General features: G+C 59.6%; 24 protein-coding genes. 9 read left to right on the forward strand and 15 right to left on the reverse strand.

The annotated features are described in order from the left end of the window. Positions 1-14: 14 nt before the first annotated feature. The 4 genes from KRR23_RS14010 to ribBA all read right to left on the reverse strand — a co-directional run bounded on the left by KRR23_RS14010 (position 15) and on the right by ribBA (position 4137). Positions 15-824, reverse strand: coding sequence for an ABC transporter permease (locus KRR23_RS14010; protein ID WP_123581628.1), 810 nt, complete (start codon positions 822-824; stop codon positions 15-17). A gap of 6 nt (positions 825-830) precedes the next feature. Then, positions 831-1775, reverse strand: a complete 945-nt coding sequence (locus KRR23_RS14015; RefSeq protein WP_216743162.1) for an ABC transporter permease — start codon at positions 1773-1775, stop codon at positions 831-833. Continuing rightward, positions 1772-2797 (reverse strand): ABC transporter substrate-binding protein, encoded by a 1026-nt coding sequence (locus KRR23_RS14020; protein WP_123581626.1) that lies wholly within the window; start codon positions 2795-2797, stop codon positions 1772-1774. The genes KRR23_RS14015 and KRR23_RS14020 overlap by 4 nt, the downstream gene beginning before the upstream one ends. A gap of 230 nt (positions 2798-3027) precedes the next feature. Continuing rightward, positions 3028-4137 (reverse strand): bifunctional 3,4-dihydroxy-2-butanone-4-phosphate synthase/GTP cyclohydrolase II, encoded by a 1110-nt coding sequence (ribBA, locus tag KRR23_RS14025; protein ID WP_216742970.1) that lies wholly within the window; start codon positions 4135-4137, stop codon positions 3028-3030. A gap of 71 nt (positions 4138-4208) precedes the next feature. Here ribBA and KRR23_RS14030 point away from each other — a divergent pair, with 71 nt between their 5' ends. Then, complete coding sequence (locus tag KRR23_RS14030; RefSeq protein WP_216742971.1) at positions 4209-4505, forward strand: DUF1330 domain-containing protein; 297 nt, start codon at positions 4209-4211, stop codon at positions 4503-4505. A gap of 111 nt (positions 4506-4616) precedes the next feature. Here the strand turns inward: KRR23_RS14030 and KRR23_RS14035 are convergent, their stop codons facing one another. The 8 genes from KRR23_RS14035 to KRR23_RS14070 form a co-directional block, all read right to left on the reverse strand. Continuing rightward, positions 4617-5180, reverse strand: coding sequence for an NUDIX hydrolase (locus tag KRR23_RS14035; protein ID WP_216742972.1), 564 nt, complete (start codon positions 5178-5180; stop codon positions 4617-4619). Between the two features lie 2 nt (positions 5181-5182). Then, complete coding sequence (locus tag KRR23_RS14040; protein ID WP_123581623.1) at positions 5183-5935, reverse strand: GntR family transcriptional regulator; 753 nt, start codon at positions 5933-5935, stop codon at positions 5183-5185. 85 nt (positions 5936-6020) lie between these two features. Continuing rightward, on the reverse strand, positions 6021-6410 hold the full coding sequence (pcaC, locus tag KRR23_RS14045; RefSeq protein WP_123581622.1) for a 4-carboxymuconolactone decarboxylase: 390 nt from the start codon (positions 6408-6410) through the stop codon (positions 6021-6023). Next, positions 6407-7882 (reverse strand): NAD-dependent succinate-semialdehyde dehydrogenase, encoded by a 1476-nt coding sequence (locus KRR23_RS14050; RefSeq protein WP_216742973.1) that lies wholly within the window; start codon positions 7880-7882, stop codon positions 6407-6409. Before KRR23_RS14050 ends, pcaC begins: the two co-directional genes overlap by 4 nt. Positions 7883-7944: 62 nt before the next feature. Next, the gene (locus KRR23_RS14055) at positions 7945-8430 is read right to left on the reverse strand and encodes a flavin reductase family protein (RefSeq protein WP_216742974.1); all 486 of its coding nucleotides are present in this window, start codon (positions 8428-8430) and stop codon (positions 7945-7947) included. A gap of 12 nt (positions 8431-8442) precedes the next feature. Next, entirely contained in the window at positions 8443-9924 is a 1482-nt protein-coding gene (locus KRR23_RS14060) for an aldehyde dehydrogenase (RefSeq protein ID WP_216742975.1), read from the reverse strand. Then, positions 9921-10754 (reverse strand): alpha/beta fold hydrolase, encoded by an 834-nt coding sequence (locus KRR23_RS14065; protein WP_216742976.1) that lies wholly within the window; start codon positions 10752-10754, stop codon positions 9921-9923. Before KRR23_RS14065 ends, KRR23_RS14060 begins: the two co-directional genes overlap by 4 nt. A 45-nt stretch (positions 10755-10799) precedes the next feature. Then, positions 10800-11390 (reverse strand): amino acid synthesis family protein, encoded by a 591-nt coding sequence (locus KRR23_RS14070; protein ID WP_216742977.1) that lies wholly within the window; start codon positions 11388-11390, stop codon positions 10800-10802. A 905-nt stretch (positions 11391-12295) separates the two neighbouring features. Here KRR23_RS14070 and KRR23_RS14075 point away from each other — a divergent pair. From KRR23_RS14075 to KRR23_RS14085, 3 genes are read left to right on the forward strand one after another with little or no spacing between them, the layout of a single operon-like run. Continuing rightward, positions 12296-13705 (forward strand): circularly permuted type 2 ATP-grasp protein, encoded by a 1410-nt coding sequence (locus KRR23_RS14075; RefSeq protein WP_216742978.1) that lies wholly within the window; start codon positions 12296-12298, stop codon positions 13703-13705. A 3-nt stretch (positions 13706-13708) separates the two neighbouring features. After that, positions 13709-14659 carry an alpha-E domain-containing protein gene (locus tag KRR23_RS14080; protein ID WP_054597419.1) on the forward strand — a complete coding sequence of 317 codons (951 nt, stop codon included), beginning with the start codon at positions 13709-13711 and terminating at the stop codon, positions 14657-14659. Further along, the gene (locus tag KRR23_RS14085; protein WP_216742979.1) at positions 14656-15453 is read left to right on the forward strand and encodes a transglutaminase family protein; all 798 of its coding nucleotides are present in this window, start codon (positions 14656-14658) and stop codon (positions 15451-15453) included. Before KRR23_RS14080 ends, KRR23_RS14085 begins: the two co-directional genes overlap by 4 nt. A 218-nt stretch (positions 15454-15671) precedes the next feature. On the opposite strand, the gene KRR23_RS14090 is transcribed toward KRR23_RS14085, so the two are convergent. After that, positions 15672-16331 (reverse strand): MliC family protein, encoded by a 660-nt coding sequence (locus KRR23_RS14090; RefSeq protein ID WP_216742980.1) that lies wholly within the window; start codon positions 16329-16331, stop codon positions 15672-15674. A gap of 178 nt (positions 16332-16509) precedes the next feature. Between KRR23_RS14090 and KRR23_RS14095 the strand changes: the two genes are divergently transcribed. From KRR23_RS14095 to KRR23_RS14105, 3 genes are all read left to right on the forward strand, one after another. Continuing rightward, complete coding sequence (locus KRR23_RS14095; RefSeq protein WP_216742981.1) at positions 16510-16818, forward strand: hypothetical protein; 309 nt, start codon at positions 16510-16512, stop codon at positions 16816-16818. Positions 16819-16911: 93 nt separating this feature from the next. After that, a complete protein-coding gene (locus KRR23_RS14100) occupies positions 16912-17352 on the forward strand; it encodes a CBS domain-containing protein (RefSeq protein WP_216742982.1) in 441 nt (146 codons plus the stop codon). Between the two features lie 93 nt (positions 17353-17445). Beyond that, the gene (locus KRR23_RS14105) at positions 17446-19065 is read left to right on the forward strand and encodes a methyl-accepting chemotaxis protein (protein WP_216742983.1); all 1620 of its coding nucleotides are present in this window, start codon (positions 17446-17448) and stop codon (positions 19063-19065) included. 162 nt (positions 19066-19227) lie between these two features. Here KRR23_RS14105 and KRR23_RS14110 read toward each other — a convergent pair whose 3' ends face one another. Next, positions 19228-19425 carry a YbdD/YjiX family protein gene (locus tag KRR23_RS14110; RefSeq protein ID WP_216742984.1) on the reverse strand — a complete coding sequence of 66 codons (198 nt, stop codon included), beginning with the start codon at positions 19423-19425 and terminating at the stop codon, positions 19228-19230. A 15-nt stretch (positions 19426-19440) separates the two neighbouring features. Beyond that, on the reverse strand, positions 19441-21498 hold the full coding sequence (locus tag KRR23_RS14115) for a carbon starvation CstA family protein (RefSeq protein WP_216742985.1): 2058 nt from the start codon (positions 21496-21498) through the stop codon (positions 19441-19443). 288 nt (positions 21499-21786) lie between these two features. Between KRR23_RS14115 and KRR23_RS14120 the strand changes: the two genes are divergently transcribed. Beyond that, entirely contained in the window at positions 21787-23148 is a 1362-nt protein-coding gene (locus KRR23_RS14120; protein WP_216742986.1) for a cache domain-containing protein, read from the forward strand. A gap of 33 nt (positions 23149-23181) precedes the next feature. Further along, entirely contained in the window at positions 23182-23814 is a 633-nt protein-coding gene (locus KRR23_RS14125) for a response regulator transcription factor (protein WP_054597410.1), read from the forward strand. Positions 23815-23847 lie beyond the last annotated feature (33 nt).

Raw genomic sequence — 23847 nt, forward strand, 5'->3', positions numbered from 1 at the left:
GTACTCCTGGGCGCTCAGGCGCTGATTTCATTGCGCCGGCGAACGGCGGTGGCGATGACCATGACCAATATCGAGAGGCCGATCAGCAGCGTCGAGGCGACGGCGATCACAGGCGTCAGGTCCTGGCGCAGGGTGGTCCACATTTTCACGGGAAGGGTTTGCAGGGTCGGGCTGGCCATCATCACGCTCAGCACCACTTCATCCCAGGAAACGAGGAAGGCAAACAGCGCACCGGCAACCATGCCCGGACGAATCGCCGGAAAGGTCACCTTGAACACCGCTTGCAGGCGTGAGGCGCCACAGATCACCGCAGCGTCCTCGATCGACTGGTCGAACAGCTTCAGCGAGTTGATGATCGAGATGATGGTGAATGGCAACGCAACGATCACGTGGCTGACCACAAAGGCGAACATTGTCCCGGTGTAGCCGAGCTTGAGAAACAGCGCGTACACCGCCACCGCGATAATCACCAGCGGCACGATCATCGGCAGGGTGAACAGGCCATAAAGCATTTCCCGTCCAGGGAAGCGTCCTCGCACCAGGGCAAACGCGGTCGGCAATCCGAGGGCTACGGCGCAGATCGTAGTCAGCACCGCGACCTTGAGGCTGGCCATGGCCGCGTTCATCCAGTCGGCGTTGGAGAAGAACTGGCCGTACCATTTCAGCGTCCAGCCCGGTGGCGGGAACACCAGCCACTGGGAGGAGCCGAAGGACAGCAGCACGATGAACACGATCGGCAACAGCAGAAACAGCGCAATCAGCCCAGTGGTGAAATACAGGCCGAAACGCATGCGTCGGCTCATGGCATTGGGGGTCAGGAGCATGACGGCTTACCTCGCGTTGCTGGCGCCAACCGGAGATTCCGGCTGGAGCTTCAGGTAGAAGTAGAACAACACCAGCGTGATCACGATCAGCAAGTCGGCGCCGGCACTGGCCAGGCCCCAATTGAGGAACGACTGCACCTGCTGAATGATGAATTCCGGCAGCATCATGTTTTGTGCGCCACCCAGCAGCGCCGGGGTGACGTAGTACCCAAGGGACATCACGAACACCATCAAACCGCCGGAGAACAGCCCCGGCCGGCACAGCGGTAGGAACACCCGGAAGAAGTTGGTCCACGGGCTGGCGCCGCAAATCGAACCGGCCTGCAGGATCATCGGGTCGATGGCCTGCATGGTCGCCTGCAATGGCAGCACGATGAACGGGATCATGATGTAGCTCATGCCGATCACCACACCGGTGAGGTTATGCACCATCTCCAGCGGCTGATCGATGATGCCCATCGCCATCAATGCCTTGTTGATCACCCCGGATGCTTGCAGCAGCACCAGCCAGGAGTAGGTCCGTGCCAGGAGGCTGGTCCACATCGACAGCAGCACGATGTTCAGGATCCAGCGGCCCCAGCCACGGGGCACCAGCGTGATCGCCCAGGCCAACGGAAAACCCAGCAGCAGGCTGAACAGGGTCACCAGTCCGGCCACCGAGAAGGTATTGAGCAACACCCGCGCATACGCTGAGTTGGCGAACAGTTGCTCGTAGTTACCCAGGCCCGGGACCGGCTCAAGCACGCCACGCAACAACAGGCCGATCAACGGCGCCAGAAAGAACAGGCCGAGGAACAGCAGGGCGGGGAGCAGATTACTTGCGCCACGCCAGCGTTGTGCCAGTGACGGGGATTGCTTCATCACAGCCGCCTTGCCAGGGGACGAGCCGGTAGCGTCAGAGACGCCCCCGGTCGCAATGGAGTGACGGGACGCAGTGGCCGTCATTTTCATTTGACTAGCCATTCGTTCCACCGTGTCGCGATGGCCGGACCGTTCTTGGCCCAGTACGCGAAATCAAGAGTGATCTGATCCTTAGCGTAGGCAGTCGGCAGGTTCGGGGCCAGCACCGAATCCAGGCGCGCCACGCTGTCGACGTTGACCGGCGCGTAGGCGGTCAGGTTGGAGAAGTCGGCCTGGCCTTTGGCGCCGCTGGCGGTGGCCAGGAACTTCATGGCCGCTGCCTTGTTTTTCGTGCCTTTTGGCACCACCAGAATGTCGGCCATGACCAGGTTCTGTTTCCAGCTCACGCCCACGGGTGCGCCATCTTCTTGCAGGGCGTGGATCCGGCCGTTCCAGAACTGCCCCATGCTCGCTTCACCAGAGGCCAGCAGTTGTTGCGATTGAGCACCGCCGCCCCACCAGACGATATCTTTCTTGATGGTGTCGAGTTTCTTGAAGGCACGATCCAGGTCCAGCGGATACAGCTTGTCGGCGGCTACACCGTCGGCCAGCAGGGCCAGTTCAAGCACACCCGGGCTCGGCCATTTGTAGAGGGCACGTTTGCCGGGATAGGTCTTGGTGTCGAACAGTGCGGACCAGTCCTGAGGTTTGCTGGCGCCGAGCTTGCTCTCGTTGTAGCCGAGGACGAAGGAGAAGAAGAACGAACCGACGCCGTAATCGGAGACAAACCGCGGGTCGATTTTATCGCGCTGGATCACCGAAAAATCGAGGGGTTCGAGCAAGCCTTCGGAGGCTGCGCGCAAGGCGAAGTCGGCTTCTACATCGACCACGTCCCATTGCACGTTGCCGCTTTCGACCATGGCTTTGAGTTTGCCGTAGTCGGTAGGGCCATCCTGGACCACGGTGATGCCGCTGGCCTTGCTGAACGGATCGGCCCAGGCCTGCTTCTGCGCATCCTGGGTGCTACCGCCCCAACTGACGAAGTTGACGCTTTCAGCCGCCATCAACGCCTGGCTGGTCACGCTAAGCAGTCCCGCAAAAAGTATTGCGGTTGCAGATTTGTTCAACACCATTTTCACGCCCTCATTGTTGTGTTTATGAGCGGGGCATTTGAGTGCCCGCCTATCGGGAGCAGTAGGTCCATCTGGTCAGTTACGACTGTCCGGTCTATGGAATATCATATTATGGTATTCCAATCTTTGTGCAAGCACTTTGCCTGACCGGCTATCAGCCAAAAGCGCTTTTTTTATCCATCAGGCCGCCGGGTAGCGCGGCCTACGCGGGTATAGCGACAAGCCCGGAATCATTCGGTGAAAGGGATGCTCTCCACCACTTCGAGGTCATAACCGGTCAAACCGGCGTACTTCAGCGGCGGCCCGAGATGTCGCAGCTTGCCGACCCCGAGATCCTGCAGAATCTGCGCCCCGGTACCTACTTCAGAATAGATGCGCGATTGCGAACGGCTGAACTGTCGCTGTGCCTGGGTCAGCTGGGGCACGCGCTCAAGCAGCGCCTGCGACGACTCATGGTTGGCCAGCACGACCACCACGCCGCGACCCTCTGCGGCCACCCGCTGTAACGCTGCCCATAGCGTCCAGTTGGAGGGGCCGTTGTATTCGGCGCCCACGAGATCGCGCAGCGGGTCGATCACATGCACACGCACCAGCGTCGGTTCGTCACGGCGTAACTCACCCATGACCATCGCCATGTGGACGCCGCCTTCGATGCGGTCTTCAAAGGTGATCAGCCGGAAGGTGCCATGCACCGTGGGCAGTTCACGTTCGCCGATACGCACCACGGTGCGTTCGGTGCTGAGGCGATAGTGGATCAGGTCGGCGATGGTGCCGATCCTGATCCCGTGCTTGCGCGCGAACACTTCCAGGTCCGGGCGGCGGGCCATGGTGCCGTCATCATTCATCACTTCGACAATCACCGAGGCGGGAGTAAAGCCGGCCAGGCGCGCCAGGTCGCAACCGGCCTCGGTATGACCGGCGCGGGTCAGCACGCCGCCTTCCTTGGCGCGTAAGGGAAAGATATGGCCGGGTTGCACAAGATCGGCAGGCCCGGCGTTGGCGGCGACTGCCGCCGCGACGGTGCGCGCCCGGTCGGCGGCGGAGATACCGGTGGTCACGCCGGTGGCGGCCTCGATAGACACGGTGAAGGCAGTGCTGAAGGCGCTGCCGTTGCTCGGCACCATCTGCTCCAGCCCGAGGCGTTGGCAGTGCTCGTCGGTCAAGGTCAGACAGATCAGGCCACGGGCTTCGCGGGCCATGAAGCTGATGGCCTCGGCGTTGCAACAGTCGGCGGCGAGCAGCAGGTCGCCTTCGTTTTCCCGATCCTCGTCATCGACCAGCAGCACCATTTTGCCGAGACGATAATCTTCGATGATTTCTTCGATGCTGTTGAAGGCCATGCTGGAACTCTCAGTGTTTGGTGGGTATATTTATTGGTATACCATAATACAAAATCAAACAAGAGGTCACTATGAAGGCGTACTGGATTGCACATGTGGATGTCACCGACCCCGATCAATACAGCCAATACACGCAGCGGGCACCGGCGGCTTTCGCGTTGTACGGTGGGCGGATGCTGGCTCGGGGCGGGCGCAGCGAAGCGCTGGAAGGTCGCCGCGAACCACAACGCAGCGTGGTTATCGAGTTCGATTCTTACGAGCAGGCGCTGGCCTGTTACCGCAGCGAGCAATATCAAGAGGCGAAACGACACCGAGAGGGCGCGGCTCGGGCCGAAGTAATCATTGTCGAGGGCGTAGCGCCGTTGTAATGCCACCCGTAGGAGCTGCCGAAGGCTGCGATCTTTTGGCGGTTCAAGATCAAAAGATCGCAGCCTTCGGCAGCTCCTACGCAAGACGGTTGGGGCTGTAGATGGGGACTGCTAGCGGATGAAGTGGATCTTGCCGGTGTCGTCGTTACCGATGTAGATGCCGTAGACCCCGGCCCGGCGTTCCTCGATGTAGCGTTCGAGGATTTGCCGGATCGCCGGGTAGTAGATGCTGTCCCAAGGGATGTCCTCGGGCGCGAAGAATTTGTAGTCGAGGGTTTCCGGCCCGTACTGGCCGGTGATCTCCAGGGCGATGGCGCGGAAGATGATGTACACCTCGCTGATCTTCGGCACGCTGAAGATCGAGTAGGGCGAGAGGATTTCCGCGCGCACACCACTCTCTTCCCAGACTTCGCGCAGCGCGGCCTGCTCGGTGGTCTCTCCACCTTCCATAAACCCCGCCGGCAAGGTCCAGGTGCCTGGACGCGGCGGGATGGCGCGCTGACACAGCAGGTACTTGCCGTCCTGCTCGATGATGCAGCCGGCAATGATTTTCGGATTGACGTAATGGATGTAGCCGCAACCGCGGCACATCAGGCGCTCGTGCGTATCGCCCGGCGGAAGCTGAGACCTGAGGTCATTGCCACCGCACTTTGGACAAAAGCTCGGGCTGAACATGGTTAGCGACCTATGCGCGGTTCTTTGAGCGCGATGGGCAGGGTGATCTCCGGAATAACGCCGGTTTCTTCCTGTTTGCGCTTGAGGTAATCGAGAGCGACCTTGGCGGCGGCGCGCACGTGGTCGACACACGCCTGGTGAGCGGCCAACGGATCGCCGCTCTTGATCGCTTCGACCATGCGTTCCATTTCCTGGTTACTGCTGCTGCGACGGTTTTCCTGGGATACCGACGTCGCCCGCAGGTAGCTGATCCGTGCTTGTAACTGACGCAGCTGGGTGGCCGCGACATGGTTGCCGGAGCCTTCGAGCAGGACGTCGTAGAAACCCTGGACCGAGTCGATAACCTGTTGCAGTTCGCCTTCCTTGAGGGCCTTGCGGTTTTCCTCCAGGGCCTTTTCCAGGGCCTTGATGTTCTTGGCCTTGGCGCGCAGGGTGAACAGCTGAACGATCAGGCCTTCGAGCACGCAACGCAGCTCATAGATATCGACAGCATCGGCCAAGGTGATGATGGCGACCCGTGGGCCCTTGGCGTCGGCGAACTCCACCAGACCTTCGGATTCCAGGTGACGCAAGGCTTCGCGTACAGACGTGCGGCTGACCCCCAGTCGATCGCACAGATCGCGCTCGACCAGACGGTCTCCCGGCATAAGCTGGAAGTTCATGATGGCGCTTCGCAGTTTATCCAGCACGATTTCGCGCAGGGTAACGGGGTTGCGATTGACCTTGAAGCTGTCGTCGAGTGGCAGGCGTTTCATGGGGTCCGCTCTGAGTGTGGCTGTCCATGCAAAAAGAGCACTTCGATCCAGGATCATCGTGCTCGGTCATCAAAACAGCCAAGGGTTAACTGGAGGCCTCGGCGTCGGCTTCGGCGAAGGCTTCACGGGCCAGCCGGAAGCTGTCTACGGCAGCGGGGACACCGCAATAAATACCGACCTGAAGCAGAATTTCGCGTATTTGTTCACGACTCAGCCCGTTACGCAAGGCGCCGCGCACATGCAGCTTGAGTTCGTGGGGCCGGTTGAGGGCCGAAATCATCGCCAAGTTTATCATGCTGCGCTCTTTAAGCGACAAACCCTCACGGCCCCAGACGTGGCCCCAGCAGTACTCGGTGACCAGCTCTTGCAGCGGCCGGGTGAAGTCGTCGGCGTTCTCGATCGAACGGTTCACATAGGCTTCGCCCAGCACCTGAGTACGGATTTTCAGCCCTTGTTCATATTTCTCGTTGTTCATCGCTGCGTGCTCCCGAAGTCTTCAAGTCCACCCATCAGGGTGTATTTGAGTTCCAGATAATCCTCGATGCCGTACTTGGAACCTTCACGGCCCAGGCCCGAGGATTTGATGCCACCAAACGGCGCGACCTCGGTGGAGATCAGCCCTTCGTTGATCCCGACCATGCCGTACTCCAGGGCTTCACTCATACGCCAGGCACGGCCCAGATCGCGGGTGTAGCAATAAGCGGCGAGGCCGAACTCGGTGTCGTTGGCCAGCTGTACAGCTTCGGCTTCCGTGTCGAAGCGGAACACCGCCGCCAGAGGGCCGAAGGTTTCTTCCTGGGCGACCTTCATCTGCGTGGTGACGCCGGCCAGTACCGTCGGCTGAAAGAACCCGTGCCCGAGTGCATGACGCTCACCGCCGCAGAGCAGTTGGGCACCTTGGGCGAGCGCGTCCTGTACGTGATCTTCGACCTTGGCCACGGCGCGTTCGTTGATCAGTGGACCCTGGTTCACGTTGGCGTCGAAACCGCTGCCGACGTGAAGTTGTTTTACGCGCTCGGCCAAGCGAGCAACAAAGGCGTCGTGAATACCGCGCTGGACCAGGAAGCGATTGACGCAGACGCAGGTTTGCCCGGCGTTGCGAAACTTGGCGATCAGCGCACCGTCCACCGCACGCTCCAGATCAGCATCGTCGAACACGATGAAGGGCGCATTGCCCCCCAGTTCCAGCGAGACCTTCTTCAGCGTCGGCGCGCACTGCGCCATGAGCAGTTTGCCGATGGCGGTGGAACCGGTGAACGACAGTTTTCGCACCTGTGGACTGGCAGTCAGCTCAGCACCGATGGCCACCGCGTCACCTGTGATTACGTTGAAAATGCCCGGTGGAATGCCCGCCTGTTCGGCCAGCACGGCCATGGCCAGCGCCGAGAACGGAGTTTCCGGGGCCGGTTTGACGATGCACGGGCAGCCGGCGGCCAGCGCCGGACCGGCTTTGCGGGTGATCATCGCCGCCGGGAAATTCCACGGAGTGATGGCCGCCACCACACCAATCGGCTCTTTGCTGACCACAATGCGCGCATCACCTTTGTGGCTGGGAATAGTGTCGCCATAAATGCGCTTGGCTTCTTCGGCGAACCACTCGATGAAGCTTGCGGCGTAGAGGATTTCGCCCTTGGATTCGGCCAGTGGCTTGCCTTGTTCGAGAGTGAGGATTTCGGCCAGGGCGTCGGCATGTTCCAGCATCAGTGCGTGCCAGCACTTGAGTGTCTGGCTGCGTTCCTTGGCCGTCAACGCACGCCAGGCCGGCCAGGCCTTATTGGCGGCGGCGATGGCTTGGCGTGCTTCGCTGGCGCCAAGGTTTGGCACCCGGCCGATCAGTTCACCGGAGGCCGGGTTGAAGATGTTCTGACAGGCGCCATTCGGCGCATCCAGCCATTGGCCATCGATAAAGGCCTGCTGGCGGAACAGTTGCAAGGCTGCTGGGCTCATGCCGGCTCCTGAGAAAATGGGGGACGCGCTCCCACATGGACCTGCGCCCCTGAAAGTAAATATCAGGCCAGGGTAGGCAGAGGACCCAGCTTGCCTTTGTGGTAGATCATCGGCGTCACCGGTTGCTCGGGCAGAATCAGGTTCTTCACCGCGCCGACGATGATGGCGTGATCGCCGCCATCGTATTCACGCCACAGTTCGCACTCGATGATCGCCGTGGCGTTGTCCAGCAGCGGGTTGCCCAGCTCACTGAGGTGCCAGGCGATGCCTTTGGCCTTGTCTTTGCCTTTTCCGGCAAACGCATAGGCTTCGGCAGTCTGGTCGGCCGACAGCAAGTGAATCGCGAACTGCTTGCTGTCACGCAGGATCGGGTAAGTGTCGGAGGCATAGTTGGGGCAGAACAGCACCAGCGCCGGATCAATCGACAGCGCACTGAAGGCGCTGGCTGTGATGCCGACGATACCGCCGTCCGGGTCCAGAGTGGTGACCACCGTTACCCCGGAAGGGAACGAGCTCATGACGTCTTTGTAAATGCCGGGTTCGATCATGTCGGCGGTCTCCTAGCGCATCACGAAGGGATCAGGCATCGGTGCCTGAGAGAGGTTGATCCACACCGTTTTCAGTTCGGTGTAGGCCAGCACCGAATCGATGCCGCTTTCGCGTCCATAGCCGCTGTTCTTGAAGCCGCCGATCGGCGCCATGGCCGATACCGCACGGTAGGTGTTGACCCAGATAATCCCCGAACGCACGTCCCGGGCCAGGCGATGGGCACGACCCAGGTCGCGGGTCCAGATGCCGGCGGCGAGGCCGAACTGCGAGTCGTTAGCAATTGCCAGGGCTTCGGCTTCGTCCTTGAAACGAATGACCGAAGCTACCGGACCGAAGACTTCTTCCTGCATGATCTTCATCGAGTTGCGGTCGCACTCGAACAAGGTCGGCTCGTAGAACCAACCGTCACCCAGATTCTGCGGACGCTTGCCGCCCAGTCGCAAGTGAGCGCCTTCGGCGATGGCATCGGCCACCAGGCCTTCGACCACAGCCAGTTGTTGCGCGGTGGCCATCGGGCCCATTTCACTCGCGTCATCCTGCGGGTTGCCGATGCGGATACGCTTGGCACGCTCCACCAGACGTGAGACGAACTCATCGTAGATTTCGTCCTGCACCAACAGCCGCGAGCCGGAGACGCAGCTCTGACCGGAGGCCGCGTAGATCCCGGCAATCGCACCGTTGATCGCGCTGTCGAGGTCGGCGTCGGCAAAAATGATGTTCGGCGATTTTCCGCCCAGCTCCAGCGACAGCTTGGCGAAGTTCTCGGCGCTGCTGCGCACCACATGCCGCGCCGTTGCGGCACCGCCGGTGAAGGCAATCTTGCGTACCAGTGGATGACGGGTCAGGGCCGCGCCGGTGCTGGGGCCGTAGCCAGTGACAACGTTGACTACGCCCGGAGGAATGCCGGCTTCCAGTGCCAGACGCGCCAACTCAAGAATGGTTGCGGAAGCATGTTCCGACGGTTTGATCACGATGGTGTTGCCTGCCGCCAGGGCCGGAGCCAGCTTGATCGCCGTCAGGTACAGCGGGCTGTTCCAGGGGATGATCGCCGCGACCACGCCCATGGCTTCGTGCACCGTGTAGGCAAACAGGTCCGGTTTGTCGAGGGGCAGGGTGCCGCCTTCGAGCTTGTCGGCCAGGCCTGCGGTGTAGTGGAAGAACTCCGGCAAATAGCCAACCTGGCCACGGGTTTCGCGAATCAGCTTGCCGTTGTCGCGGCTTTCCAGCTGCGCCAGTTGCTCTTTGTTTTCGGCGATCAGGTCGCCAAGCCGACGCAGCAATTTACCGCGAGCGGTGGCGCTGAGGCCACGCCAGGCCGGGCTATCGAAAGCAGTCTGCGCTGCCTGTACGGCACGCTCGACGTCAGCTTCGTCGGCATCGGGCAGTTCAGCCCAGGCTTGGGCCAGGGCCGGGTTCAGGCTTTCAAAGGTTTTGCCGGACAGGGCATCGACCCATTCACCGCCGATGCACATCTGGAAGCGTGCGAGTGTCATGCAACGATCCCCTTTTTTGGGTTTTGTCGGGCGTGCGCGGTGTCGAGAAACTCCAGCAACAGCTGGTTGACCAGGCGCGGCGATTCTACGGGCATCATATGCCGTTGCTCGGCGAGCACGGCAACCGTGGCACCTGGAATTCGTTCGGCCAATTGCCGGGCCATTTCCGGTGTCGAGCCAGGGTCCAGTTCCCCGGTGGCGATCAGTGTCGGCACCTGAATATTGGCCAGATCCTCGGCGCGGTACATGTCCTGGGTGGCGAACAGCTCATAAGTGGTCAGGTAACCCTGCGGGTCGTTATCTGCCAAGGTCTGGCGCAGCGCGGCAATCTGCGCCGGATTAGCCGCCTGGTATTCGCGGCTGAACCAGCGCGACAGTGCGGCTTCGGCGTTGGCATCCGGTCCGTGCTCGGCAGCCTGGGCGGTGCGGGCAATCACCCCGGCGCGCTGTTCGGGGCTGCGATTGAACACGCTGTTGAGCACCACCAGGCCTTGCAGGCGTTGCGGGTAATGCAAGGCAAAAGCCCTCGCCACCAGCCCGCCCATGGAAAAACCGATGACCGTCGCCTGCGGCAACTGCAGATGGTCGAGCAGTTCCAGCAACTGATCGGCATAGCCGAGAAGGGGCGTACCGCTTTCCGGGCGCGGGCTGGCGCCGTGACCCAGCATGTCGTAGGTAATCACACGGTATTTAGTGGACAGGCCAACGACCTGGCCGCCCCACATTTCTTTGTTCAGGCCCACGCCGTGGATCAAGACCACGGGCTGGCCTTGGCCGGTCGCCAGGTAACTGGTGCCAGCCGGGGTGCTTTCAGCGGTGAGCCGAATCATGGAGCGCTCCTGCATGCCTTTTTGTTGTAGTGGCTCTTACCGGAATTACTGGGCCTTCTCGGCAGCCAGTTCTTCCAGATCGATGTAACGGTTACCGATGCGTGGGTGCAGACGGCCGCCATCGGCACACCCCAGGACCACGACGATTTCGTCAGCGCGCGGTGCATCTTCGATCTGCATTTCCAGGGTGATGTAGTGCGAGCGCAGGCCTTCGTCGTCCTTGTGCATCATCGGAATCTGGATCGAGGTGCCCGGACCGCCGCGTTTGTTGGTAAAGCTCAGGTAGCTCTTGGCTTTAACCGCTTCGCGGTAATGGTTGCCGAAGCGCAGGGTGTGGATGACGGCGGAGGCGTGCTCGATTTCGCCGTCGGCGCCCACTACAGCCGCCTTGCCGTAAGCCTCGATCTTCTCGGCACCGCCAATAATTCCCACCAGGCGTTCGACCATCAGCGCGCCGAGGTCGGAGCAGTTGGCGCGAATTTCCGGTTTCAGGTCTTCGACAAAGCCGCGGCCCAACCAGGGGTTTTTCATCACCACGGCCAGACCGACCATGGTCACCGGCTTGTCGGCGGCTTTGCCGCCTTCAATAAAGGTTTCTTCGACGTAGCTGACGATCTTGCGGATTTCGAAACTCATGAGCTGCTCCGTATGCGGGTTGAGAGGTGTTTGTGCGTATGATGGTATACCATAATATTGGTAGCGCAAGAGGCTGAAATGAGTTTCCGGCCAGAAGGCGATGAAAAGAGCGAAGGGCATCGGAGGCGGGTCATGCGCTGTGTCGCAGGTACTGTGGAGATCGCTTGGAGACAAGGTTGATCTGTCGGATTGGATTGGAGGCTGCACCTGCCTGACAACGGGGGAGCTCGACGGCACTTGAACGCTCATTCAACTGAATACCGTCGTGCATCACTAGCGAGCGCTTTAACTCCATGCGCAGTCATGGAGTGCGTTTGTGTGCGCATTAATGGTGCAAGGATGCAATTCGATGTACGGGTCTGAAGGATTGGTATTACAACGCTCATAAAAAAGAGTGAGTAAAAATTTCCCGTTTACAGGGCAATAAAGTCAACGTGTTTACCCAATGCACCGATTTTGTCCGCGCCAGAGTTGTGCAAACGGTAAGTTCAATAAATGTTTCAACTTGTTACGAGAAAAACACCGTAAAAATGAAAGAAAATGTCGCCCCAGCATCATTATTGAAGGCTTTTTCGATTTTTAACGGCCCTGGCGTTGCGTGGGCACAGCCCTTGCAAAAGCACTTTCAAACCATCGGAAGTGTGGTTTTTGCGTGAAAAGAAACTGGGGGCGTTACAAGTAGGAGCGCCAGTAAGCTAATCCGGAAACGGCCAGATCTCTGACGCCAGAATGCGTCAAGACGCTGTCGGAATCGTGAGCTTCCAGCTTCATAAAGGGACAGGAAGTTCACGGTGCACACTGAGGTGCTTTACAGAAACAGTACTCACTAAAACAACGTAAGGCTTCATCTATTGGAATGACAAAGTTATAAAAAATGCCGGCTGTATCGCGGCAAGGAGTGGGGTATGTCCCGAGCTTTTTTTAATGAAATGTATGATGCGAGTGGTGGCTGCCGCCCACATTACCAGGAGTTTGCGCGCTGGTTGGCGGACACGCCCCTGGAGCTGCTGGATCAGCGTCGTCGCGAAGCCGACCTGCTGTTCCATCGAGCCGGCATCACCTTCACGTTATATGGGGACGAGCAAGGCACCGAGCGGTTGATTCCGTTCGATATCATTCCACGCAGCATCAAGGCCAGCGAATGGCAGATGGTCGAGCGTGGCTGCATTCAGCGGGTCCAGGCCTTGAACATGTTCCTGGCCGATATCTATCACGGGCAACGGATTCTCAAGGAGGGCATTATCCCGGCCGAACAGGTGTTGGCCAACGAGGGTTATCAGGTCGCCATGCAGGGCCTGAATCTGCACCGCGGCATCTATGCCCACATCTCCGGGGTCGATCTGGTCCGCGATGGCGACGGCAGTTACTACGTACTCGAAGACAATCTGCGCACGCCCAGCGGCGTCAGCTACATGCTCGAAGACCGCAAGATGATGATGCGCCTGTTTCCCGAACTCTTCGCCGCCCAGCGTGTGGCGCCCATCGACCACTACCCGAACCTGCTGCTGGACACCCTCAAGAGTTCCAGCCCCCTGGACAACCCGACGACCGTGGTACTGACCCCGGGCCGCTTCAACAGCGCTTACTTCGAACACGCGTTCCTGGCCCGTGAAATGGGTGTGGAACTGGTTGAAGGCGCCGATCTGTTCGTCCGCGACGATCATGTCTACATGCGCACCACCGCCGGCCCGAAACAGGTGGATGTGATTTATCGGCGCCTCGACGATGCGTTTCTCGACCCGCTGTCTTTCAATCCGGACTCCATGCTGGGCGTGCCCGGGCTGGTGACGGTTTATCGCGCAGGGAACGTGATCCTCGCCAATGCGATTGGCACCGGTGTGGCGGATGACAAGTCGATCTACCCCTATGTGGGCGACATGATTCGCTTCTACCTCGACGAGGAGCCAATCCTCAAGAACGTACCGACCTGGCAATGTCGCAAACCGGAAGAGCTGTCCCACGTGCTGGCCAATCTTCCCGAACTGGTGGTCAAGGAAACCCAGGGTTCCGGCGGCTACGGGATGCTGGTCGGCCCGGCGGCCACGGCGGCGGAAATCGAGGACTTCCGCGCACGTCTCAAGGCCCGCCCCGAAGCCTATATCGCCCAGCCGACGCTGTGCCTGTCCACGTGCCCGACCTTTGTCGAAAGCGGCATCGCCCCACGCCACATCGACCTGCGCCCGTTTGTACTGTCGGGCCGTGAAACCCGCCTGGTGCCCGGCGGCCTGACCCGCGTGGCATTGCGCGAAGGCTCGCTGGTGGTGAACTCGTCCCAGGGCGGCGGCACCAAAGACACTTGGGTAGTGGAGGACTAAGACATGCTTTCAAGAACCGCTTCGGACCTCTACTGGATGTCCCGTTATCTGGAGCGCGCCGAAAACCTGGCGCGCATGCTCGAAGTCAGTTACTCGCTGTCGCTGATGCCCCAGGCCGGGCGCACCGACGGTCATGCCGAGCTGTCGATGTCGCTGTTGGCCGCCGGCACGCTGGACGACTACAACCAGCGCTACGGCGAACTCAATACCGAACGCATGCTGCATTTTTTCGCGCTGGATGAAACCAATCCCGGCAGTATCTATTGCTGTCTGCAGGCGGCGCGGGCCAATGCCCACGCGGTACGTGGGCGGATCACCGCCGACATGTGGGAGAACATCAACGCCACCTGGCTGGAGATGCGCAACATCGCCCGCAATGGCCTGGGTCGTTATGGCATCAGCCATTTCTGCGAATGGGTCAAGGAGCGCTCGCACCTGTTCCGCGGGGCAACCTCCGGCACCATCATGCGCAACGATGCCTACTGCTTCATTCGACTGGGCACCTTCCTCGAACGCGCCGACAACACCCTGCGCCTGCTGGATGCGCGCTACGAAATGTACGGCGAGGAGTCGGAGGAGGTGAGCGACAACTCGGCCCGCGGCTACTACCAATGGAGCGCCTTGCTGCGCGCCTTGTCGTCTTTCGAGGCGTTCAACGAGCTCTACCGCAACGCACCGAACGCCGAGCAGGTCTCCGAGATGCTGCTGTTGCGCGCCGCCGTTCCACGTTCGCTGCACGCCTGCATCGAGGAACTGGACCAGATCCTCGCCAGCCTGCCGGGCAGTAACGGGCGGGCGGCCCAGCGGCTGGCCGCCGAATTGAATGCGCGGCTGCGCTACACCGGGATCGACGAGATTCTCGGCTTCGGTCTGCACCTCTGGCTGACTGATTTCATCTCCCAGGTTCGCCATCTCGGCCAGACCGTCCACGAATCCTATCTGGAGGTCGTATGAAACTGTCCATACGCCACGACACCACCTACAGCTACACCGACGAAGTCTGCACCAGCATCCAGTTCCTGCGTTTGACGCCCAAGAACACCGAGCGCCAGCACATTCTGGAATGGCACCTGGAACTGCCGCGCCTGGTACGTAGCCAGCTCGATCCTTACGGCAACATCCTGCACGTATTGACGATGGATGAGCCCCACGGCGCCCTCGTGCTGACCGCCTATGGTCAGGTGGAAATCGACCAGATGCTGGAGGTGGAGCACGACAGTCAGTCGCCGTTGCCGTTCTTGCGCACCAGCCATCTGACCAAGGCTGACGACGCCCTCAATGCCTTTGCCATACAGCGGTGCGGCACGCGGCGTGATCGCGGGGCGTTGATTGACCTTATGAATGGCCTCGCCGAACACATGGTCTACAGCCCGGGCGCTACAGCGGTGGACACCACCGCAGCCGAAGCCTTTGCCGCCGGCGTCGGGGTCTGCCAGGACCATACCCATGCTTTCCTGGCCTGCGCTCGCAGCCTGGGCATTCCTGCGCGCTACGTCTCCGGTTATCTGTGCACAGAAGATGAAAGCCATCTGGCCAGCCATGCCTGGGCCGAAGCCTGGCTCGACGATGGTTGGTACAGCTTCGACGTCACCAACAGGTTGGTGCTGCCCGAGCGTCATCTGAAACTGGCGGTGGGCCTCGAGTACCTCGACGCTTGCCCGGTGCGCGGCATGCGTCGCGGGGGAGGGGCCGAGCACATGCTCGCGCGGGTCCAGGTGTCGTCCCAGTTGCAGGTTCAGCACCAATAAAACTCGCTCGCACCGTCACCATAACCGGCTATACCGTCTCCATGACGGTATGGCCGCTCATCATTCAGATCTTCGGCCAGCCGAGCCACGCCCGCACCCGCACCTTTCGAACGGACTCGCATATCGCTGTTTTTTGAGGGACAGGTTAGTGGCGAGGGTTCTGTATCCTCGCCTGCAGCTCTCCAAACGGAAACTAAGCGACCGTTGCACCAGCGCAATCAGCCGGCCGGCTCGGCCGTACAACTCATTTCGGCGGAGCCTGGTTTTTGGAAAAGGACCACATTGTCGTTTTGCCAGAAGCTGTAGTTCCCCTGGAAGTCCTTGCCAGCGTATTGGGTTCCAGAATTACTTGGCACCTGGCTCAGGGTGATCGAAGTATTCGCCCATTTCAGGTACACGACACCCGGTTGCGTGCTGAAGAAGGTGGCAGTAATCAGCGCGTCAAACCCCGTACAACGAAAAGCCAGGGGGCCTTCGGTGAGCCGGTCTGGATCCTTGGTTCTCACAATTGCCGAGCCTTGGCGCAGCTGGTGCGCGCGCGCGGCATAACTTCGGATCGTGCACACCTTGGGCGCAGGCGCGGAGGCGCACTGATTACGGGCCTCGATCCAGAACTGTTGGTCGATCATGACGGTGTCTGGAGGCGGTACTGAATGTTCATCCGTGAGCGCCAGGCGATAAAGACGCGTCAGTTCGATATCCATCTGTGCCAGTTGCGGATCGCGACAGATAAGCTTTTCGATGGATGCCCTTGCCTGGGCGCAGTCGAAACTGGTCTTGAAGATTGGCGAAGGAGGGGCCGCGTTCACACAGGTGCTTGTCGCCGCGCACACGCTGGCAGCAAGCAGACAGGTGAAAAGGGCGGTGACCGTTTTCATGTTGGTTTCACCCGAATCATGAGGTGATGCCACGGATTGCCGTGGGACCTATCGATCCGTTGAACAGTTGCAGTGGGTGTATCGCAGTGTAAGGCAGTGCTCAAAACTTGCCACACCGCCCGGATGCACTTTTATAAAGCGCTATGCATAACCATTTGCACCAGAGGGAGTCAACACAATGAGCTTTCGACTCCGTCTGCTCAAGCGTCTCGAATGGTTATTCGTATCAAAGCGCGCTCTTGAAAGTCTGCCCATCCCGCCGAAACTCGCTTGGATCGCAGTCACCGTGACAATCCTCTATCGCTCAGATCCAGGGTTCCCACGCAGGATGAAGTTTACTGCTGTCGACTGGCACAAAGGCTGCAAGGCTCGTATCAGGATCATCTGGAACGGATTCCAGTGGACAGCCCCCTCGGTCAACGATGATCGATTGGCCGAACAGGTCATGGGCAACTTCGGTGCATCAGGCATGGACGTCTGGTTTTAACACCGCACAAGAACAGGCAAAGGCGCCTGAAACCGAAAGGTTTCAGGCGTTTTTTTTTTGCTTTTTTAAGCGTGATTGACGTCGGAGGTCCGTATGAAAACAGCCGCACAATTGCTGAAGCTGAAGGTCGTGCAAAACCAGCAAGTACATAGCATCGCGCCAGACCAGATGGTCCTTGAAGCGCTGAAGCTGATGGCCGAGAAGAATGTGGGTGCTCTGCCCGTCATAGAGGAGGGGCAGGTAGTCGGCGTTATCAGCGAACGCGACTATGCGCGCAAGGTCGTTCTGCAGGGGCGCTCATCGGTCGGTACGCCGGTCAGGGCCATTATGAGCGCGCCCGTGGTGACGGCAGACAGTCAGCAGAGCATCGAGCGTTGCATGGAGGTCATGACCGACAGTCATTTGCGCCATTTACCGGTGGTGGAAGGCGACCAGTTGATTGGCCTGTTATCGATTGGGGATCTGGTCAAAGAAGCCATTGCCGAACAGGCCGACCTGATCCGGCAACTGGAACACTACATCCGCGGACATTAAAACGACAGGAGTGAGGTGGAACCAAGGCTTACGCGGACATGAAGTTTCAAATGTGCTGCCCGCCGGGCAGGTACTAATCAGGGAGCATTTGATTTGGCCAAGTTAAGCACGGCTCAACGTATCGTCATCGGCTTTGCCATCGCGCCGTTGGTACTGACAGGCCTGGCGTTCTATGCGTTGCACGATCTGGCAACGCTGAAGGACCAGGCAATGGTGATCGTCAAACAGGACTGGCCGAAAATCGATCCGATCATGGTCATTGCCACAGGTGTTCGGGACAACGCCAGGAACACCCGGGACTTGCTGATCGACAAAGACAATCAGCAAGCGCAACAGGCCATCGATGCCACCAAAAAGCGCATCAGCCAGGCACTTGAAACGCTCGAACCGTTGTTCGATCTGCCGGAAGGCAAGGCGGCGTATATGGCCCTGAAAAGGAATCGCGAAGCTTATGTCGCCGCATTCACCCAGGTACAGGCCTTGATCAGGCAAGGTGCCTTTGATGCCGCAATGGCGCAGTTGAAACAGCAAGTGATACCCGCTGAACAGCAGGTTTATAAAAGCCTGGACGTCCTGATGGCGCAGCAAGGGCAGATATTCGCCGATCGTGAAAGGTCGGCGCAGGTCCTGTACAGCGATGCGCGCATGAACATGCTGGGGTTGCTGGTTTTCTGCCTGGCCTCGGTCATCGCCGCGGCGGTCATCGTGACGCGCGGTGTCACCCGGCCCTTGGGTGGAGAGCCCGATGTTGCTGCTCGGGCACTGAGTCAAATCGCGCAAGGCGATCTGAGGATTCAAGTGCAGGTGAATGCCAATGCCGACGGTAGCGTGATGATGAACATGCACCAGATGCAACAAAGCCTGAACGCGATGGTTAAACACATCGCGGCGTCGGTCGATCAGGTGGCCAGTTCGTCCGAAGAGCTGAGTGCAGTCAGCAGCCAGACCCGTGACAGTCTGCAGTTGCAGAGCCTGGAGATCGAGCAGGCTGCGACGGCGATCAATCAAATGACGGCGGCCGTCGACGAGGTCGCACGCAATGCCGTCAGCACCAGCGAGGCGTCCCGGGTGTCCGAGCAAACCGCGCAGCGCGGCCGTGAACACGTTCAGGAAACAGTCGCCTCGATAGGCACGCTGGCGGACGGCATGACGGATACCTCGCAGCGTATCCAGCAATTGGCCGGGCGCGTACAAGACATCAGCACGGTGCTGGAGGTGATTCGCAGCATTGCCGAGCAAACCAATTTGCTGGCCCTCAACGCGGCGATTGAAGCAGCCCGTGCCGGTGATGCCGGACGTGGTTTTGCGGTGGTCGCCGACGAGGTGCGGGCACTGGCCCATCGCACTCAGGTGTCGACCCAGGAAATCGAGCAGATGATTGGCAACATTCGGCTCGATACCGGGCACGCGGTGACCGCCATGCAAAGTAGCGGTCACCTGGTACAGACGACCCTGGAAGTCGCGCAACGCTCAGGCGAGGCACTGGAAGCGATCACCCGGTCAATCTCGCAGATCAATGAGCGCAACATGATGATCGCCAGCGCCACAGAGGAGCAGGCATTGGTGGCTCGTGAGGTGGATCGCAATCTGGTGAGCATTCGTAACGTGTCCGGGCAGGTCTTGCTGGGTGCCCAGCAGACCCACACCGCCGGTCTGGAATTGGCGCAGATGGCAGGAGCACTGCACGAGACGGTGGCGCGATTCAAAATCTAGACGGGCACGGGGCTGGCCACCAGTACCGTTTGCGAGGCCGAGTAGCGAATCTGCGTTAAAGGAACGGATCACTAACGAAAAATGGGAGCAGGTCAGTGCGAGCAAGCTCGCTCCCACAAAAACCTGCTCCCACATCACCTCTGATAACCCGCCGTCAACGGGTCAACAGCACTTCGGCCCAGCCTTGCTACCGTAACGAGCCTCCTGTCGCTCCCGAAAGAACGCCTCGTAGCTCATCACCGGTTTGTCCGGGTGTTTGGTTTGCATATGCTCGACGTAGGTGTCGTAGTCGGGCATGCCGACCATCAGGCGCGCGGCCTGACCGAGGTATTTACCGAGGCGACTCAGGTCATTGAACATGCTTGCAACCCTCGATTACGCTTCTGGAATAGCCTGGAATGGCGATTCTTTATCCGTGCGTTCTTTGCTGCCCCAGGCGGAAATACCGACCTTGATCGCATAGAACAGGATGCTGAAGACCACGAACAGGAACAGCGCCGTCAGCGTTGCGTTGGTGTAGGCGTTGTAGATCACGTGCTGCATCTGCGTGATGTCCTTGGCCGGGGCGAGGATCTGACCGTTGGCCAGGGCATCGCTGTATTTCTTCGCCAGCGACAGGAAGCCGATCGCCGGGTTGGCGTCGAACAGCTTGATGAAACCTGCGGTGGTGGTGCAGATCAGCAGCCAGGCCGCTGGCAGCAACGTCACCCAGATGTAGCGTTGGCGTTTCATTTTGATCAGCACGACCGTACCGAGCATCAGCGCGATACCGGCCAGCATCTGGTTGGAGATACCGAACAGCGGCCACAAGGTGTTGATGCCACCCAGCGGATCGATCACGCCTTGGTACAGCAGGTAGCCCCACATTGCCACGCAACCACCGGTCGCGATCAGGTTGGCAGTCCAGGATTCCGTGCGTCTGAGCGCTGGCACAAAGGAGCCGAGCAAGTCCTGCAGCATGAAACGCCCGGCACGGGTGCCGGCGTCGACCGCGGTCAGGATGAACAGCGCTTCGAACAGGATCGCGAAGTGGTACCAGAACGCCATGGTGTTTTCACCCGGCAGTACACTGTGCAGGATTTGCGCGATACCGACCGCCAGGGTCGGTGCACCGCCGGCGCGGGCCAGAACGGTGGTTTCACCGATGTCCCTGGCCACCGCTTGCAGGGCTTCCGGGGTAATCGCAAAACCCCAACTGCTGACGGTTTGCGCGACCTGCATCACATCACCGCCGACAATCGCCGCCGGGCTGTTCATGGCGAAGTAGACGCCCGGTTCGATCACCGAAGCGGCAACCATCGCCATGATGGCCACGAAGGATTCCATCAGCATGCCGCCGTAACCGATGTAACGGGCATGGCCTTCACTGGCCAACAGTTTCGGGGTGGTCCCGGAAGCGATCAGCGCGTGGAAACCGGAGACCGCGCCACAGGCGATGGTGATGAACAGGAACGGAAACAACCCGCCTTTCCAGACCGGTCCGGTGCCATCGATGAACTGGGTCAGTGCCGGCATTTTCAGCTCGGGCATGGTGATCAGGATGCCGATCGCCAGGGCCATGATGGTGCCGATCTTGAGGAAGGTCGACAGGTAGTCACGCGGCGCCAGGATCAGCCAGACCGGCAGCACCGCGGCAACGAAACCGTAGCCGATCAGCATCCAGGTGATCTGGATTCCGGTGAAGGTAAAGGCTTTGGCCCAGACCGGATCAGCGGCAATCTGCCCGCCCAGCCAGATCGACCCCAGCAACAGCAGCACGCCGACAACGGAAATCTCACCGATGCGGCCCGGGCGGATGTAGCGCATGTACACGCCCATGAACATCGCGATCGGGATGGTCGCCATCACCGTGAACATGCCCCATGGGCTATCAGCCAAGGCCTTGACCACGATCAGCGCCAGCACCGCGAGGATGATGATCATGATCAGGAAGCAGCCGAACAGCGCGATGGTCCCGGGGACACGGCCCATTTCTTCACGGACCATGTCGCCCAGGGAGCGGCCGTTGCGGCGAGTCGACATGAACAGGACCATGAAGTCCTGAACGGCACCGGCCAATACCACGCCGGCGATCAGCCAGAGCGTACCGGGCAGGTAACCCATTTGCGCCGCCAGTACCGGGCCGACCAGTGGCCCGGCGCCCGCAATGGCCGCAAAGTGGTGACCGAAAAGAATGTGTTTGTTGGTGGGTACGTAGTCCAGACCGTCGTTGTTGACGACGGCGGGGGTGGCTCGACCGGGATCGAGCTGCATCACCTTATTGGCGATAAACAGGCTGTAATAGCGGTATGCGACAAGATAGATAGCGACTGCTGCGACTACGATCCAGAGGGCGTTGATGGCTTCGCCGCGGCGCAGGGCCACGACACTCAGCGCAAAAGCTCCCAGGACAGCCACGGCAAACCAGGCGAGGTGTTTAGCCAGACGGGTCATTGCGTGTCTCCTGCCGACAGCCAGTGGGCTGCGGCGGTAATTTTTATAATTGTGTCCGCTGTGCGGAGCTGGCCCAATATCCACGCATGCTGTCTACAAATAAATCCGCGTTACTACGTACGCAGCATCTGCGTAGTTCTACGTAGACGACGCTGATCTCCTTGTGGGAGCGGGCTTTGTATTTCAACTGAGCCGCAGGTCATTCCGTCCAGCGCCGCTACTGGACACGCGTATCTTTGGCATATGATGCCGGGCCTTCGCTTTCCCTCGGTCCGGTCAGGAGCAAAGATGCAGCTCAAACATAAAATCGTCGCGCTCGGGATTCTGCCGCTGGTGTTGGCGATTGCGGTCATCTGCGCGCTGGTGATTTCCCTGAACCGCCAACTGGGTGATCAACAGACGCAACTGATCGAAGACAGCATTCTGGCCAGCAAGCGTGCAGAACTGAAAAACTACGTCGAAATGGCGCAAAGCCTGATCGCGCCGCTGTATGACAATGGCAAGGGTGACGAGCACGCACAGCAACAAGTGCTGGAAGAACTGCGCAAGCTCAGCTTTGGTATCAATGGCTACTTCTTCGTCTACGACCGCCAGGGCCGTAGCCTGATGCACTCGCGGCAGTCGGAACTGGTGGGCAAATACCTGTGGGACATGAAAGACCCGCATGGTCTGCCGGTGATCCAGGCGCTACTGAAAAGTGCGGAGTCAGGGGAGGGCTTTCAACGCTACGCCTGGAACAAACCCTCTTCCGGTCAAGTGACCGACAAGCTCGCCTATGTCGTGATGCTGGATCGTTGGGGCTGGATGCTCGGTACCGGCATCTACCTCGAGGACGTTGAGCGCGCAACACAGCAGGCGCGTGACGAGGTGGCTCAGGGCATTCGCAAAACGATGCTCGCCATTGCCATCGTTGCCCTCGTGGCAGTGCTGTTCGTCTTCGCCAGCGGCATGACGCTGAACGTCAGCGAACATCGTCTGGCCGACAAAAAACTCCAGCGGTTGACCCAGCGTATCGTCAGTTTGCAAGAAGAAGAGCGATCACGGGTTTCCCGTGAGTTGCACGACGGTATCAGCCAGGTACTGGTGTCCATCAAGTTTCAGTTCGAACTGGCCAGCCACGTGCTGGAGAGTGGACAGGACACGGGCTTGAGCATTTTAAGAGAGGCCACGGAGCGTCTCGGAGAAGCGATTGGCGAGGTTCGCAGCCTTTCACACAACCTGCGCTCGTCGCTGCTCGACACGCTGGGTCTGTCGGCGGCAATTGGTCAACTCGCCACAGAGTTCGAGCAACGTAGCGGACTCGTAGTGACCTACAACAACAACGATTTCGAGTGCCATCTGGTCGATGGAGCCCCGGTCTCGTTGTTTCGCATTGTGCAAGAAGGCCTGACCAACATCGAACGACATGCCCGGGCCAAAAACGTATCCATTACACTGCACGGGTCCGAAGAGTCCATACGGCTGACGGTGGTCGATGACGGTGTCGGTTTCAACGTCGCTCAAGTCGAACGCCGTCACTCCGGTATAGGGCTGCGGAACATCCGCGAGCGGGTCGAGCATTTTGGCGGGCGATTCGAGCTTGCATCGACGCCGGGAAGAAGTGTCCTGGACGTTCTGCTGCCAATGAAAATGCCCGGTCCGAAACACTGACTCAGCCAATAACAACAAGAGTGAATGCCCCTGATGAACCTGTCCTACCCAATCCGCGTCGCCCTGGTCGACGATCATTCCCTGGTCCGTGACGGGATCAAGGCGCTGCTGGCGGTCATGTCTCCCCTGGAAGTGGTGGGGGAAGCCGAGAGTGGTGCCGAAGCGATTGAGATGGTGAGGCTCTGTCAGCCGGACCTGTTACTCGTCGACATCAGTCTGAAGGACATGAACGGACTTGAGCTGACCCGAGTGTTGAGCAAGCAATATCCGTTGCTCAAGATTCTGGTACTCAGCATGTACGACAACTATGAGTATGTGAGTGAGTCTGTGCGTTCTGGCGCCAGCGGCTATGTGCTGAAGAACGCACCTTCACGGGAAATCATTGCGGCCATTGAAGCGATTGCCAGCGGCGGAACGTTTTACAGTGCAGAGATCGCGCAGCGGCTCATCGCCGACAAGAATACCGAGAACGAGCTGACGCCGCGCGAGAGTCAAGTGCTGTGCAAGATGGCGCTGGGAATGAACAACAAGGAAATGGCCCGCGAGCTGGACATCAGCGTTCGGACGGTGGAAACCCATCGTTTGAGCATCCGTCGCAAGCTCAACATCGACAAGCCCGCGGCCTTGGTAAAGTACGCGATGGACCACGGGATCATTTCGCATTAGAGCCTGTCAGGCCCGATCGTTTGGTGAGGCTAA

Source organism: Pseudomonas sp. CVAP#3 (genome assembly GCF_018986375.1).
Lineage (GTDB): Bacteria > Pseudomonadota > Gammaproteobacteria > Pseudomonadales > Pseudomonadaceae > Aquipseudomonas > Aquipseudomonas helvetica.

Coding starts and splice junctions, on each gene's coding strand:
- KRR23_RS14040 (WP_123581623.1), bottom strand. CDS start 5,935: ATGAAACGCCTGCCACTCGACGACAGCTTCAAGGTCAATCGCAACCCC.
- KRR23_RS14125 (WP_054597410.1), top strand. CDS start 23,182: ATGAACCTGTCCTACCCAATCCGCGTCGCCCTGGTCGACGATCATTCC.
- KRR23_RS14070 (WP_216742977.1), bottom strand. CDS start 11,390: ATGAGTTTCGAAATCCGCAAGATCGTCAGCTACGTCGAAGAAACCTTT.
- KRR23_RS14115 (WP_216742985.1), bottom strand. CDS start 21,498: ATGACCCGTCTGGCTAAACACCTCGCCTGGTTTGCCGTGGCTGTCCTG.
- KRR23_RS14030 (WP_216742971.1), top strand. CDS start 4,209: ATGAAGGCGTACTGGATTGCACATGTGGATGTCACCGACCCCGATCAA.
- KRR23_RS14065 (WP_216742976.1), bottom strand. CDS start 10,754: ATGATTCGGCTCACCGCTGAAAGCACCCCGGCTGGCACCAGTTACCTG.
- KRR23_RS14075 (WP_216742978.1), top strand. CDS start 12,296: ATGTCCCGAGCTTTTTTTAATGAAATGTATGATGCGAGTGGTGGCTGC.
- KRR23_RS14110 (WP_216742984.1), bottom strand. CDS start 19,425: ATGTTCAATGACCTGAGTCGCCTCGGTAAATACCTCGGTCAGGCCGCG.
- KRR23_RS14010 (WP_123581628.1), bottom strand. CDS start 824: ATGCTCCTGACCCCCAATGCCATGAGCCGACGCATGCGTTTCGGCCTG.
- KRR23_RS14080 (WP_054597419.1), top strand. CDS start 13,709: ATGCTTTCAAGAACCGCTTCGGACCTCTACTGGATGTCCCGTTATCTG.
- KRR23_RS14085 (WP_216742979.1), top strand. CDS start 14,656: ATGAAACTGTCCATACGCCACGACACCACCTACAGCTACACCGACGAA.
- KRR23_RS14020 (WP_123581626.1), bottom strand. CDS start 2,797: ATGGTGTTGAACAAATCTGCAACCGCAATACTTTTTGCGGGACTGCTT.
- KRR23_RS14050 (WP_216742973.1), bottom strand. CDS start 7,882: ATGAGCCCAGCAGCCTTGCAACTGTTCCGCCAGCAGGCCTTTATCGAT.
- pcaC (WP_123581622.1), bottom strand. CDS start 6,410: ATGAACAACGAGAAATATGAACAAGGGCTGAAAATCCGTACTCAGGTG.
- KRR23_RS14035 (WP_216742972.1), bottom strand. CDS start 5,180: ATGTTCAGCCCGAGCTTTTGTCCAAAGTGCGGTGGCAATGACCTCAGG.
- KRR23_RS14090 (WP_216742980.1), bottom strand. CDS start 16,331: ATGAAAACGGTCACCGCCCTTTTCACCTGTCTGCTTGCTGCCAGCGTG.
- KRR23_RS14060 (WP_216742975.1), bottom strand. CDS start 9,924: ATGACACTCGCACGCTTCCAGATGTGCATCGGCGGTGAATGGGTCGAT.
- KRR23_RS14095 (WP_216742981.1), top strand. CDS start 16,510: ATGAGCTTTCGACTCCGTCTGCTCAAGCGTCTCGAATGGTTATTCGTA.
- KRR23_RS14015 (WP_216743162.1), bottom strand. CDS start 1,775: ATGAAAATGACGGCCACTGCGTCCCGTCACTCCATTGCGACCGGGGGC.
- KRR23_RS14100 (WP_216742982.1), top strand. CDS start 16,912: ATGAAAACAGCCGCACAATTGCTGAAGCTGAAGGTCGTGCAAAACCAG.
- KRR23_RS14055 (WP_216742974.1), bottom strand. CDS start 8,430: ATGATCGAACCCGGCATTTACAAAGACGTCATGAGCTCGTTCCCTTCC.
- KRR23_RS14120 (WP_216742986.1), top strand. CDS start 21,787: ATGCAGCTCAAACATAAAATCGTCGCGCTCGGGATTCTGCCGCTGGTG.
- ribBA (WP_216742970.1), bottom strand. CDS start 4,137: ATGGCCTTCAACAGCATCGAAGAAATCATCGAAGATTATCGTCTCGGC.